Annotated in this window: 10 protein-coding genes; all 10 read right to left on the bottom strand. The window is 75.6% G+C overall.

What is annotated here, in order from left to right:
• Positions 1 to 19: 19 nt before the first annotated feature.
• The gene (locus tag AB0O01_RS25340; protein ID WP_365316762.1) at positions 20 to 298 is read right to left on the bottom strand and encodes an MbtH family NRPS accessory protein; all 279 of its coding nucleotides are present in this window, start codon (positions 296 to 298) and stop codon (positions 20 to 22) included.
• 157 nt (positions 299 to 455) lie between these two features.
• Positions 456 to 1,457, bottom strand: a complete 1,002-nt coding sequence (gene sbnB / locus AB0O01_RS25335; protein WP_365316761.1) for a 2,3-diaminopropionate biosynthesis protein SbnB — start codon at positions 1,455 to 1,457, stop codon at positions 456 to 458.
• An 87-nt stretch (positions 1,458 to 1,544) separates the two neighbouring features.
• A complete protein-coding gene (locus tag AB0O01_RS25330; RefSeq protein ID WP_365316759.1) occupies positions 1,545 to 2,399 on the bottom strand; it encodes an FkbM family methyltransferase in 855 nt (284 codons plus the stop codon).
• Positions 2,399 to 3,868, bottom strand: coding sequence for a condensation domain-containing protein (locus AB0O01_RS25325; protein WP_365316758.1), 1,470 nt, complete (start codon positions 3,866 to 3,868; stop codon positions 2,399 to 2,401). Before AB0O01_RS25325 ends, AB0O01_RS25330 begins: the two co-directional genes overlap by 1 nt.
• A 4-nt stretch (positions 3,869 to 3,872) precedes the next feature.
• Positions 3,873 to 4,868, bottom strand: a complete 996-nt coding sequence (gene sbnA, locus AB0O01_RS25320) for a 2,3-diaminopropionate biosynthesis protein SbnA (RefSeq protein WP_365316757.1) — start codon at positions 4,866 to 4,868, stop codon at positions 3,873 to 3,875.
• An 18-nt stretch (positions 4,869 to 4,886) separates the two neighbouring features.
• Positions 4,887 to 5,168: an acyl carrier protein gene (locus AB0O01_RS25315; RefSeq protein WP_365316756.1), complete on the bottom strand. Its 282-nt coding sequence runs from the start codon at positions 5,166 to 5,168 to the stop codon at positions 4,887 to 4,889.
• A 5-nt stretch (positions 5,169 to 5,173) separates the two neighbouring features.
• Positions 5,174 to 7,093, bottom strand: coding sequence for an acyl-CoA dehydrogenase (locus tag AB0O01_RS25310; protein ID WP_365316755.1), 1,920 nt, complete (start codon positions 7,091 to 7,093; stop codon positions 5,174 to 5,176).
• Complete coding sequence (locus AB0O01_RS25305) at positions 7,090 to 11,310, bottom strand: AMP-binding protein (protein WP_365316754.1); 4,221 nt, start codon at positions 11,308 to 11,310, stop codon at positions 7,090 to 7,092. Before AB0O01_RS25305 ends, AB0O01_RS25310 begins: the two co-directional genes overlap by 4 nt.
• A 134-nt stretch (positions 11,311 to 11,444) precedes the next feature.
• Positions 11,445 to 12,167: a 2-hydroxychromene-2-carboxylate isomerase gene (locus tag AB0O01_RS25300; RefSeq protein WP_365316752.1), complete on the bottom strand. Its 723-nt coding sequence runs from the start codon at positions 12,165 to 12,167 to the stop codon at positions 11,445 to 11,447.
• A complete protein-coding gene (fabG, locus tag AB0O01_RS25295) occupies positions 12,164 to 12,931 on the bottom strand; it encodes a 3-oxoacyl-[acyl-carrier-protein] reductase (RefSeq protein ID WP_365316750.1) in 768 nt (255 codons plus the stop codon). Before fabG ends, AB0O01_RS25300 begins: the two co-directional genes overlap by 4 nt.
• Between the last annotated feature and the right edge of the window lie 2 nt (positions 12,932 to 12,933).

Genomic DNA, 12,933 nt, shown 5'->3' with positions numbered 1-12,933 from the left:
CGGGGCGGGCGCGGGGGCGTCAGGCGGCGGACGAGTCGTGCATCCGGCGGCGCAGGCTCAGCGGGCGCATGTCCGTCCACACCTCGGAGATCCGGGCGAGGCACTCCTCGCGGGTGCCCTCGGTGCCCTCGGCGTGCCACCCGGCGGGGAGCTGCCGTCCGGCGGGCCACAGGGAGTACTGCTCCTCGTCGTTGACCACCACCTGCTGACGGGGGCCCTCGGGCTCGGCGGGGGGCTGGGCGAGGGTCGGGGCGGGGGTCTCGGCGGAGGTCTGGGAGGTGGTCTGAGAGGTGGTCATGGGGGCTCCTTCGGAGGGTGCGGATGGGGAGGAAAGGGGTGTTTCTGGGGTGGCGCTGGGCGCTGTCTGCCGTGGCGGCGGTCCGGGGGTCCGTCAGTCCGGCGGTCCGGCGGTCCGGCGGTCCGTGGGTCCGGGGGTCCGGGGGTCCGGGGGTCCGTCAGTCCGTCAGGAAGTCGTCCACGCGGATGCCGAGCCCCCGCCGTTCGGCCTCCTCGCGGACGAACTCGGCGAGGGCCACGTCCAGGACGCCCAGGCCGAACGGCGAGTAGATGACCGGGCGGGTGCGGTCGGCCGGCAGGGCGGCGGTGCCGCGCAGCAGGGCGCCGATGGTGGCGTGCACGAACTCCCGGCCGCCGCTGACCTGCTGGGCGAGGTCGAGGGAGGTGCGCTCCCGGCAGACGTGATCGGCGTCGTCCACCACGTTGATCGCGCCGAGGATCGTCTCCGGGGTCAGATCGCGCAGCGAGATGTGCAGCACGGTGGTGTCCGGGCCGCAGGCGGTCAGGTCCAGGTGCGGGGTGGCGGCGGTGGTGGCCAGCGAGATCAGCCGGTGCCCGGCGAGGGCGGCGGGCAGATCGGTGACCGGGTACGCCTTCACCCCGGGGGCCGCCTCGGCGGCGCGGATGGTGAACGCCTCGGCGCGCGCCGGGTCGGTGTCGTAGAGGGCGGCCTCGCGCAGATCGGGCAGGGCGGCGGTGAGGAACCGCAGGATCTCCAGATTGATCACCCCGCAGCCGATCAGCAGCACCGCGTGCGGGGCGGGCCGGCCCCGGGTCAGCTCGGCCGCGGCGAGGGCGGCGGAGGCGGCGGTGCGCCGGGCGGAGACCACCGCGGCCTCGGCGAACGCCACCGGCCGTCCGGTGTCCAGGGAGTTGAGGACCAGCGCCGCGCTGGCCCGCTCCGCCCCGGCGGCGACATTGCCCGGGAAGGAGGCGATCCACTTCATCCCGGCGACGGGCCGCTCCCCGCCCCGGTAGGCGGGCAGCCCGATGATCCGGTCCCGGGCGTGCCGCTCCTCCGGGAAGCGCAGGAAGGTGGAGTGCGGCAGCGAGGTCAGCCCCGCGTCGTGCAGCCGGTAGGCGTCGGCGACGAGGTCGATGACCTCCCGCTCCCGCCCGGACAGCACGTCCGTCACATCGGCACGGCGCAGGATCAGCATGGGGGTTCCCTCTCTGCGGGGTCGGGACGCCGTCCGGACGGCACCTTCGGTACTCGGCCGATGGTGGGTTCCGGCCCTATATGGCCCCTATACGGGCCGCACGGCCTCGACGTCGTAGAGCGGGGTGCCGGTCAGCAGCGGGTCCTGGGTGACGCGGACCTCGAAGCCGTGGCCGGTCAGCAGGGCCCGGATCCGGGACAGCCGCCCGTCCGCGTCGTCGTGCACCTCGGCGACCACCGCCCCCACCCGGGGCCAGTGCCCGGCCTCGATGCCGGTCAGCACCTCCAGTTCGGCCCGCTCCACATCGACCTTCAGCAGCTCGACCCGGTCCACCCGGTGGCGGCGCAGCAGCTCCGAGACGGTGACCACGGGCACGGTGAACTCCACGCCCCGGTGCAGTTCCCCGACCAGTTCCGCCGCGTCCTCGGCGTCGACGCCGCTGTTGCGCAGGTAGGCGAGGGTGATCTCGTCGTCGGCGGCGCGGTCGGCGTGCAGCCCGGAGTTGCCGGGCGCCTGCGGGTAGTAGGTGAACGTCCGCCGGCCCGGCCGGTCGGCGACGGCCGTGCGGTCGGCCCGCCAGCCCGGGGCGGTGTGCTCGGCGAGATTGCGGGTCAGGCAGGTGTGCAGGGCGGGCGCGGGTTCGGCGGCGACGATCCGCACCCCGGGGCGGAGCCGGGCGCAGTACACCGACATCAGCCCGATGTTGGCGCCGATGTCGAGGACGGTGTCGCCGGGGCGGAGCCGTTCGGCGGCCCGGTGGTAGAGGCCGGGCGGCAGCATCTCCCGCCACATCGCCACGGCGGCGGGCCCGTTGGTGCACCACACGGCGGGTCCGCCGGGCAGCCGCTGCACCTCCGGGACGTCCTCGACCCTGCCGGTACCGGCATCGGCACCGGTAGCGGCATCGGTACCGGTAGCGGCACCACCGACCGTTCCGGTCATCACGCACCGCCCGTCCCGAGCGCCAGCAGCGCCCGCAGATCGTCGTCGCCGACCAGCGCCACGGCGGCGACCGGGGTGTCCGGTGCGTCGAGGGAGGTCTCCAGCAGCCGGAGCCAGGTGGTGCCGAACCGCTGGGGGGCGGTGGCGTCGAAGAGGTCGGTGTTGTAGCGCAGGACGGCCCGGAAGCCGGTGGCGTCCTGGAGGATCTCCACGGTCAGATCGAGCTGCCCCTCCTGCTGCGGGACGTCGTACAGCTCGGCCCGCAGTCCGCCGAGCCGGACCGGGCCGCCGCCGCGCAGGGTCTCGTACAGGCCCTCGACGGGCAGCCGGTCGGCGGCGACCAGGGTGCAGGAGATCCGGAACAGCGGGCCGCCCGCCGGGCCGCCCGGGATCAGCTCGACGGGCAGGCGGGCGTGCGCGAGACCGGCGCGGAGCTGGTGCCGCGCGGCGGTGACCGTCTCCAGCAGGGTCGTCGCCGGGGTGAACCGGGCCGCGACCGGCAGGGCGTTGACGTAGTAGCCGACGGCCTCACGGGTGCCCGGGGTGAACCGGGTGGTGGCGGGGCAGCCGATCAGGAACGCCGGTCCGGCGCCGGAGCGGTGCAGGGCCGCCTGGAAGGTGCCGAGCAGCCAGGCGAACGGGGTGATCCCCCGCCCGGCCGCCGTCGCCCGCAGCCGGGCGGCGGTGGCGGTGTCCAGGGCGACCTCGTGGGTGGCGCCGTTCAGGGTCCGGCGGGCGGGGCGGGGCCGGTCGGCGGGGAGTTCGGCCGCCGCCAGCCCCGCGCACACCGTCCGCCAGTGCCCGGCGGCCCGCTTCCCGCGTGGCGAGCCGACGAACTCCGCCTCCGCCCGCACCTGCGCGTCCCACCCGGCGGGAGTACCCGGGAGCGCGGAGGTATCCGGGAGTGCGGTGGCGCCCGGGAGCGCGGAGGTATCCGGCAGGGCGGCGGCGCGCGCGCCGGTGCGTGCGCCGTAGAGCGCGAACAGGTCCCGGACCAGCAGCCACTGGCTGGTGGCGTCGCTGACGAGGTGGTGGGTGACGGTGACCAGGACGCCGTCGTCGGGCGCCCGGCGCAGCAGCACCGCCCGGAACGCCGACGCGGCCAGTCGGAAGGGCTCGCGGCCCGCGTCCGTGGCCGCGCGCAGCAGCTCGGGTGCGCCGCTGCCGGGCGGCAGGTCCCGCACCTGGAGCCGTACCCGCTCCGGGGGCCCGGCGTACCGGACGGGGCCGTCGGCGGCGGCCGGGAACCGGGAGCGCAGCAGCTCGTGGCGGGCGGCGAGGGCGTGCAGGGCGTCCTGGAGGGCGTCGACGCGCACCGGGTCGCGCAGCCGGACCGCGAGCACCACGTTGTACGCGGAGCTGTCCGGGTCGAGCTGGTGGGCGAGCCAGAGGGCCTCCTGGCCGGTGCTCAGCGGCAGCGGCCCGCGCTCGGGCACCGCGGGGGTCCGTCCCGTCGTTCCGTCGTCCACCCGGTCACTCCTTCCAGAGGTGGAACACATCACCGAAGTTGGCCCGCACCCAAGTGTCCGAGTAGATGGTGCTCAGATAGCGGTCGCCGCCGTCGGGGAAGACCAGTACGCAGTGCGAGCCGGGCGGGATCCGGTGCCGGATCTTCCACAGCGCGGCCACCGTCGCCCCCGAGGAGCCGCCCGCGAGGACCGCCTCCCGGGCGATCAGCCGCCGGCAGGCCACCACGCACTCCAGATCCGAGATGTGCACGACGTCGTCGGCGGCGTCTGGGTCCATCAGCGGTGGCACCACCGAGGCGCCGTGCCCCGGGATCAGCCGCTGGGTGGACTCCAGCCCGAAGATGGCGCTGCCCAGCGCGTCCACCGCGACGACCCTGGTGTCCAGGCCGCGGGCGCGGATGTGGTCCCGGCAGCCGCGCAGGGTGCCGAAGGTGGAGACGGAGGCGAAGAGATAGTCGACCTTGCCGTCGAGGCTGTCCACGATCTCCCGCATGGTCGTCTCGTGCGCCCGGGGGTTGTCGAGGCTGGCGTACTGGTTGGGCCAGTAGGCGTGCGGGATCGACGCGACCAGCTCCCGCACCCGGCGCAGCCGCACCGGGAGGAACTCGCCGGTCACCTGGTCGCGTTCGGTGACGATCTCGACCTCCGCGCGGAACGCCCGGAGGATGGCGAGGTTCTGCTCGGTGGTCTTGCCGTCCACCACGCAGACGAAGCGCAGCCCGAAGTAGCGGCAGATCTGGGCGAGTCCGACGGCCAGATTGCCGGAGCTGGACTCGACGATCACCGAGCGGCCGGGCTCCACCTCGCCGCTCTCGATCGCGCCCAGCAGCATGCCGAGCGCGGACCGGTCCTTGATGGAGCCGCCCGGGTTGAAGCGCTCGATCTTCCCGAAGACCCGGGAGGAGAAGTGCGGTATGAGCCTTTCCAGTTCGACCAGCGGGGTGTTCCCCACGGTCGACAGAATCCCTGGGAACACCCCGGGGAGGGTTTTCTCGGGCATGGCTGGCCCCTCCCTGTCCTAGGACGCGTCCCGGTGGGCCAGCTCCGTGGCGAGATGGGCGGTGATCGCCTCGATCGTCGGGTGGTCCCAGGCCAGGGTGGGTTCCACGACCAGTGCGTAGCGGTCCTCCACATCCCCGCAGAGGGTGAGCGCGTACACCGAGTCCAGGCCCAGTTCGGCGAGGTCGGCGCCCGGGTCCACATCGGTGGCGGGTCGCTCCAGGTAGTAGGCGACCCGGTCGACGAGCCAGGTGTGGATCGCCTCGGGCGCGGTGTCGGCGGCGGACGCGGTGTCGGTCATGTGAGTCAACTCCGTGAACGGACGGTCGGACGGTCGGACGGCGCCCGACCGGAGAGCCGGGTGCGGAACAGATCGAAGGTGCGGTGGCCGTGGCGGCGGGCGGTCAGCTCGGTGAACAGCGCGTCGGCCAGCGGCTCGGGCAGCGGCCCCTGGACCAGCCCGAGGCGCTCGCCGAGCCGGTGCAGGGCGGCGGTGACCCAGCGGGGGTCGGCGAGAAAGGCATCGGGACCGGGGTCGGAATCGGGACCGGCATCGGGACCGGGGTCGGAATCGGGACCGGAATCGGGGCCGGGACCGGGGTCGTGCGGGTCGTGGGCCGTCCGCCAGACGCCCAGGCAGGCCGCCCCCGCCGTCAGCAGCGCGTAGCGCTCGGCGAGCAGGAAGGCGCGGCGCCCGGCCACCGGGGTGCGGTCGCGCGGCGGGAGTGCCTCCGCCCGGCGCGCCAGATCGGCCAGCGCCCCGGCGAACCGCCCCGCGAGCGCGGCGAGTTCGGGCGGGCCGGAGGCGGCGAGGGCGTCGGCCCACTCCGGGAGCCGGGCGGTGAGCCCGTCGGCGCCGCGCGAGGTCAGCTCCAGACGCCCGAGGTCCAGCGGGGGCAGCGGACCGTGCGGCCGGAACAGCTCGGCCCCCGCCCCCGCCCCCGCGCTCGCTCTCCCCGCCACCGCGGGCCGCCAGGACCGCTCGGCCAGCCGGGCGAGCTGCGGCACGATGTTCGCCAGGCACACCGCGCCCCCGGCGTGCGCCAGCGACACCACCGGCAGATCCCGCGCCGCCTTCTGGAACCCGGCGTGCGGCCCCTCCCGCAGATAGCCGCGCGCGCCCAGCAGCGTCCCGAGCCGGTAGGAGCTGTCCTGGAGCAGCTTCGGCACCAGATACTTCACCGCCGCCGACCGCACCCCCGCCTCCTCCGGTACGAGATGCAGGGTGCGGGCGGCCACCGTCGCCAGGGCGTCGCAGACCAGCAGATCGGCGAAGGCGGCGGCGAGGTGCGAGCGCACCGACGGCAGCGCGTCCATCGGCGCCCCGTACAGTCGGCGCCCGGCGGCGAAGTCCAGCACGGTCCGCATCTGGCTGTCGCCGATGCCGACGACCATGCCCGGCAGCACGCACCGGGTGACCTGGAAGACCTTCAGCACGGTCTCCAGGGCGGCGCCCTCGGCACCGAGCAGGGCACCGCCCGGGACCGGCACGGAGTCGAAGGAGACCCCGCCCAGCAGACAGCCCCGCACCCCGGAGACGGGATGGCGCCCGGAGCGGTCAGTGCGGTCGGTGCGGTCGGTGCGGTCGGTGTGGTCGGTGCGGTCGGTGCGGTCCTCGGGATCGTCGGCCAGGTCGATCAGGAGATGGGAGTGGCCCCGGCTGCCCGGCCGGTCCGAGGTCCGGGCGAACAGAACGGCGGCCTCGGCCCGCCCGATGTTGTTGACCAGGTGCTTCCCGCCGTCCAGGACATACCCGCCGCCGGGCGCGGGCCGGGCGGTCAGGGCGATCCGGGCGAAGTCGCTGCCGTGGTCGAGTTCGGTGTACGCGGCGGCGATCCGGCCGCCCCCGCACAGCAGGTGCGCCGCCCACCGCCGCTGCTCGGCGCTGCCGTCCGCCCAGATCGGCAGCCCGGCGATGAAGCTGGTGACGCCGTTGCCGATGGCGAGGGAGGCGTCCCGCCGGAACAGCGCCCGCAGCAGCAGCGCGAACCGGTCCGCCCGCGCGAACCGCCCCCCGAACTCCTGCGGCACGAACTCGGCGCCCAGCCCGAACGCCGCGAGCGCCCGCTCCCCGTCCGCGAGCAACTCCCCCCGCTCATCGGCGGCGAGGACGGCCCGCAGCCCGAGCGGGTTGCCGGGGTCGTGGGCGTCACCGAGCAACTCCTCCATCCGGGCCAGCCGTTCGAGGGCCGGGTCCGGGGGAGCGGGGGTCAGCAGATCCGTCATGTCGTGGTCCCGGTGGGCTGGAGGAACGGAGTGAACAGGGACGGGGACGGGAACGAGCCGTCCGCCTCCCCCGAGGGCAGGGCGTCCAGCGCCGGTCCGTCGAGGTCGTCCAGGTCCGGGGCGCCGGTCAGGCGGCGCAGCAGCCGGGCGAGGACGGCGTCCAGCCAGACCGCGTCCCGCCACAGCGGGCCCCCGGCGGAGCCGGTGTTCTCCAGCCAGAGGTGGAGCGCGGCGGCACCCGCGTAGAGCAGGGCGTAGCGGCGGGCGGCGCCGAAGGCGGCCTCCGGGACGGCCCGCGCGGTGTGGCGGTGGGCGGCGAGTCCGGTGTGCAGCTCGCCGGCCAGCGCGAGGAGTTCCCCGGCCCGGCGGGCGACGGACGGCGGGGCCAGCGCCGCCGTGCGGGCCACCGCGTCCGGCAGCGACTGCACCACGCCGGACCCGGACCGGGCGTACAGGCTCAGCCGCCCGGGGTCCAGCGGGGGCGGCGGCGCCGGGTCGCGGCGGGCGGCGGCGGCCACCGCGCCGGGGTCGGCGAGCCCGCGCTCCCAGCCCCGCACCAGCACCGGGAACTGCCCGATCAGCGCGGACAGGTTGACGGCCGTACTGCCGTCGAAGATGCCGACGATCCGGTGGTCGCGCTCCAGCTTCTGGAAGGCCCCGTCGGCGAACCCGTCCACCAGCATCGCGCGGGCCCCGAGCACCCCGCGCAGCGCGCCGATCACCTCGTCGCCCAGCGTCGGCACCAGATACTTCACCAGCGCCGACACCGCGCTCTGCTCCTCGGGCAGGGTGTGCAGGGACCGGGTGGCGACCAGGCTCACCGCCTCCATGGCCAGCAGATCGGCCCGGCACTCGGCCAGGGTGCGGGCGGTGTGCGGGAGGTCGGCGAGGGCCCGGCCGTAGAGCCGGTGGCCGTGCGCGAAGCCGGTGGCGATCCGCAGGGCGTTCTCGGTCATCCCCAGCGACATGGCCGAGCACAGGGTCCGGGTGATCTGGAAGCCCTTCAGGACGATCTCCAGCCCCTCGCCCTCCGCGCCGACCAGGGCGTCCGCCGGGACCTCGGCCCCGGTGAAGGCGACCCCGCTGATGTCGGCGCCGCGCACGCCGTGGGTGCGGACGGCGGGCAGGGTGCGCCAGGTGCCGTCGGCGAGCCGGGCGCGGTCGACCAGGAGGAGGGAGAAGCCGCGACTGCCGCCCTCGGGCCTGGTCCGGGCCAGGACGCACCACAGATCGGCCCGGGAGGCGTTGTTGATCAGCCATTTCTCGCCGTGCAGCCGCCAGCCGTCCGCGGTCCGCTCCGCGCGCAGCTCCCCGGCGAGGAGATCGCCGCCGTGGTCGCGTTCGGTGACGGCGAGGGAGACGACGGCCCCGGCGCGGATCCGGTCGCCCAGGGCGGCGGCCTGCCCGGGCCGTCCGGCCACCCAGACCGACACCGCGCCGAGGTAGGTCTTGTGGTGGGCGAGCGCGGCGGTGAAGTCGCGGCGGGACAGGGTGCGGATGAGGTGGAGCAGTTCCTCGGCGGACCGCAGCTCACCACCGTGCCCGGCGGGCACGAACCAGCGCGGCACCCCCAGCGCGTCCAGCTCCCGGCAGGCCGCGTCCGGGAACGCCTCCGCCCGGTCGAGAGCACCGGCCCGCGCGTGGGAGAGGGCACGGGCGGGGTCGCGGGGGTCACCGAGGCGGGTGTCGAGGGCGAGGGGGGTGCTCAGGGGCGGGGTTGGGACCGGGGTTGCGGTCGAGGCCGAGGCCGAGGTTACGGCCGGGGCCGGGGTTGACGTCAGGAGCGGGGTGGGGGCGGTGTTTGGGGGCTGGGGCTGGGGCTGGTCTGGATCCGGGGCCTGGCCCGGGGTCGCTGCCGTGCCTGGCGTCGGGGTCGCGCCGGAATCCCGGGTCGCTGTCGTGCCCGGGGTCGCTGTCGTGCCCGGGGTCGGGGTCGCGTCCGGGGTCGGGGCTGCGCCCGGGGTCGCTGCCGTGCCTGGCGTCGGGGTCGCGCCGGAATCCTGAGCCGCTGTCGTGCCCGGGGTCGGGGTCGCGCCCGGGGTCGCTGCCGTGCCTGGGGTCGGAGTCGCGCCCGAATGCCGGGCCGCTGCCGTGCCCGGGGTCGGGGCTGCGCCTGGGGCCGCTGTCGTGCCCGGGGTCGGGGTCGCGTCCGGGGCCACTGCCGTGCCTGGGGTCGGGGTCCCGCCTGAATCCCGGGCCGCTGCCGTGCCCGGGGTCGGGGCTGCGCCCGGAGTCGGGGCCGCGCCCGGTGTCGAGGCCGCGCCCGGAGTCGCGCCCCCGCCCGGATCCCGGGCCGGGGGCGTGGTTCCCGTGCCGACCGGGGACCGGAACGCGGTGCTCAGCGTGGCCGACAGCTCCTCGTGCAGCGGTGCCAGTTCCCCCGTCTCGAACAGGGTCCGCATCCGGACCCGCTGGATCTTGCCGCTGGTGGTGCGGCTGATGCGGCCCGGCCGGACCAGCACCACCGCGCCGACCCGCGCCCCCAGACCCCGGGCGAGCCCGGCCCGTGCCCGGCGGGCCAGGTCGGTCAGTTCGGCCGGGCGCAGGCCCCGGCCCCGGATCTCCTGCACGGCGACGATCTCCTCACCGCCGCCGTCCGGGGGCGTCGAGGCGAAGACGGCCGTGGGGAGGTCGGTGAAGCGGGGGTCGAGGGCGCGCAGGGCGCGTTCGAGGTCGTGCGGGTACAGATTCCGGCCCCGGACGACCAGCGTCTCCTTCAGCCGCCCGGTGACATAGAGCCGGGCGGAGTGCAGCGCGCCGAGGTCGCCGGTGCGCAGGAAGGGGCCGTCCCCGGCGGCGGTGCGGGCGCCGAAGACCCGCTCGGTGGCGCCGGGCCGGTTCCAGTAGCCGAGGGCGACGCTGCCGCCGCGGATCCAGATCTCCCCGACCGCGCCGCCGGACAGCTCCGCCCGGGTCCCGGGGTCGACGATCCGGACGTCGAGGCCGCGCACCACACCGCAGCTCACCAGGTCCCGGGCCGGGGTGTCCCCGTCGGCGCGGGTGAGCCGGCCGCGGGCCAGCGCGTCGGCGTCGGCGCGCAGCACGGCCGGCGGTTCGGCGGCGGGTGTGCCGGAGACGTACAGGGTGGCCTCGGCGAGGCCGTAGCCGGGGAGCAGGGACTCGGGGGCGAAGCCCGAGGCCGCGAACCGGTCGGCGAACCGGCGCAGGGTGCCCGGGTCGATCGGCTCGGCCCCGTCGCAGGCGTACCGCCAGCTCGTCAGGTCCAGTCCGGCGGTCTGCTCCTCGGAGAGCCTGCGGGCGCACAGGTCGTAGGCGAAGTCGGGGGCGCAACTGATGTCGGCGCGGTGCCGTTCGATCAGCCGCAGCCAGCTCACCGGCCGTTTCAGGAACTCGGTGGCCGCCATCAGCACCGCCGTGCCGCCCAGGTACAGCGGCATCAGCATCATCGCGATGAGCCCCATGTCGTGGTACGGCGGCAGCCAACTGCACCAGGTCAGCCCGCCGTGCCAGCCGTGGCTGTCGCGCATCAGCCGCAGGTTGTGCACCAGCGCCCCGTGCGACACCATCACGCCCTTCGGGTCGCCGGTGGAGCCGGAGGTGTACTGGAGGAAGCAGAGGTCGTCGGCGCGGGGCGGACGCCCTGCCCAGCGCGCCGGGTCCCCGGCCGTCTCCGCCTCCTCGACGGTGGCCACCGCGAGGCCCGCCCCGCTCCCGCCCCCGTCCCGCCACTGCCGTACGGCCCGCTCCCCCTCCCGGTCGGTCAGCAGCAGCCGGGCCCCGGTGTCGGCGGCGATCGCGCCGGTCCGGGTCTCCTGGCGGCCGAACCCGCCGGGCAGCGGCACCGGTACGGCCACCGCCCCCGCGTACACGCACGCCAGGAACGCCCGCAGGAACCCGGTGCCGGGCGGGCAGGCGACCAGCACCCGGTCCCCGGCGGCGACCCGGCCGCGCAGCCAGTGGGCCGCCGCCCGCGCCCGCCGGTCCAGCTCGCCGTAGCTCAGCGTCTCGTCCGCGCTCCCCGGGACGCAGAACCGGATCGCGTGGTGCGCCGGGGCGTCGGCCGCCCGGCGGCGCACGGCATCGGCGAAGCCCTCGAAGCCGCTGCTCTCCAAGCCGCCGCTCTCGAAGCCGCTGCTCTCGAAGCCGCTGCTCTCGAAGCCGGTGCTCTCCGAGCCGCCGCTCTCGAAGCCGGTGCTCTCCAAGCCAATGCCCTCGAAGCCAATGCTCTCGAAGCCGGTGCTCTCGAAGTCGGTCACCCCAACTACTCACCCTCTGCGGCAGGTCGGGCCGCGTTCGATCGGTCGCCCGGCAGCGGACGGCTCTCAGCACACCCCGGTGCGCTATGCCGTTCCTATATGTCGGCTACGAGGTGAAATCTCCCGGAGAGGGGTCAGCCGCAGCCGCCCGCGTGCCCGTCGTCCACCGACCGCTGTCCCCCGGGGAGCGGCTCCTCCCGGTCGTCCGGCCCCGGCACCCGGTCCGCCAGCCCCGCCACGAAGGCCGGAAGCCGGTCCACCCCCCAGTACTTGTCGTAGTGGTCGGTGAAGAACGGCACCCCGAACACCCCGTCCCGCTCGATCTCCAGCAGCACCCGGACGCCCTCCGCCCGCCGGCCGGGGTCGTCGGCGGCCGAGGCCAGCTCACCGCCGTCCAGGCCCAGTTCCGGACCGAAGCCCTTGATCACGGACCGGTCGCAGATGTCCTCGCCCCGCTCCCAGCGCGCCCGCGCGGCCAGCGCCACGTACTCCCGGCCCCTGCCGTGCGAGGCCGCGACCAGATAGCCCAGGTGCGGCACCTCCCACACCGGGTCCCGGTCCACCGGCCAGGTGAACGACAGCCCCCGCCCGGCGGCCAGCCGCCGTACGTCCTGGAGGATGTACCGGTGCTTGGCCGCCGACATCGGCGAGTACGGGAAGGTGCCGCCCGCCGCCGCGAGCAGCCGTTCGCTCTCCGCGTCGGGCTCGAAGAACGGCACCCACTCCACCGCCGCCGCCACCGCCGGATACCGCGTCAGCAGATCGTGCCGGGCCAGCCAGGAGTAGGGGCTGCGCAGCGAGAAGTAGAACCGGGGCGGACGGCGGCGCCGGGCGCCACCGGCACGGGCACCGCTCACAGCGCGATCCCGCCGTCCACCTGGAACACCTGCCCGGTGACATAGGACGCCTGGGGCGAGATCAGGAACGACACCAGCGCGGCCACGTCCTCGGCCGTCCCGAACCGCTTCAGCGGGATCCGGGAGCGCATCTCCTTCGCCGTCCGCTCCGGCAGTCCGGCGGTCATGTCGGTGTCGATGAAGCCGGGCGCCACCGCGTTGGCGCGGATGCCGTGCCGGCCGGCCTCCTTGGCGAAGGACCGGGTGAACCCGATGATCCCGGCCTTGGACGCCGCGTAGTTGGTCTGGCCCGCGTTGCCCGCCACCCCCGCCACCGACGACAGGGTGACGACCGCGCCGCCGCCGCGCCGGATCATCGGGAAGGCGACCGCCCGGCACAGGTTGTAGGTGCCGTCGAGGTTGGTGCGGACCACCGCGTCCCAGTTCTCGTCCTCCATCAGGACCAGCGGCTGGTCCCGGGTGATCCCGGCGGAGGTGACCGCCGCCGCGGGGGCGCCCAGCTCCTCCTCGGCCGCGGTCACGAAGTCCCGTACGGCCGCCCGGTCGGTGACGTCCAGGCGCCGGGCCAGGACCCGGCGGCCCAGCTCCCGCACCTGCTTGCCCACCACGGCCGCCGCCTGGTCGTCGGAGCGGTAGCAGAACGCGATGTCGTACCCGTCCCGGGCCAACCGCTCCACCACCGCCCGCCCGATCCCGCGCGAGCCCCCGGTCACCAGCGCCACCGGGGCGGCGGTCCCTCCGCCGTCCCTCGTCCCGTCCGTCATGA

This window comes from Streptomyces sp. NPDC093252, from assembly GCF_040683675.1.
Taxonomy (GTDB): Bacteria; Actinomycetota; Actinomycetes; order Streptomycetales; family Streptomycetaceae; genus Streptomyces.
Note: the sequence above shows the minus strand (reverse complement) of the source record. Positions and strands in the feature narration are given on the sequence as shown.

Excerpts from the sequence above, each read along its gene's own strand:
- AB0O01_RS25315 (WP_365316756.1), bottom strand. The coding sequence starts at position 5,168 with ATGACCGACACCGCGTCCGCCGCCGACACCGCGCCCGAGGCGATCCAC.
- AB0O01_RS25330 (WP_365316759.1), bottom strand. The coding sequence starts at position 2,399 with ATGACCGGAACGGTCGGTGGTGCCGCTACCGGTACCGATGCCGCTACC.
- sbnA (WP_365316757.1), bottom strand. The coding sequence starts at position 4,868 with ATGCCCGAGAAAACCCTCCCCGGGGTGTTCCCAGGGATTCTGTCGACC.
- AB0O01_RS25340 (WP_365316762.1), bottom strand. The coding sequence starts at position 298 with ATGACCACCTCTCAGACCACCTCCCAGACCTCCGCCGAGACCCCCGCC.
- AB0O01_RS25310 (WP_365316755.1), bottom strand. The coding sequence starts at position 7,093 with ATGACGGATCTGCTGACCCCCGCTCCCCCGGACCCGGCCCTCGAACGG.
- fabG (WP_365316750.1), bottom strand. The coding sequence starts at position 12,931 with ATGACGGACGGGACGAGGGACGGCGGAGGGACCGCCGCCCCGGTGGCG.
- sbnB (WP_365316761.1), bottom strand. The coding sequence starts at position 1,457 with ATGCTGATCCTGCGCCGTGCCGATGTGACGGACGTGCTGTCCGGGCGG.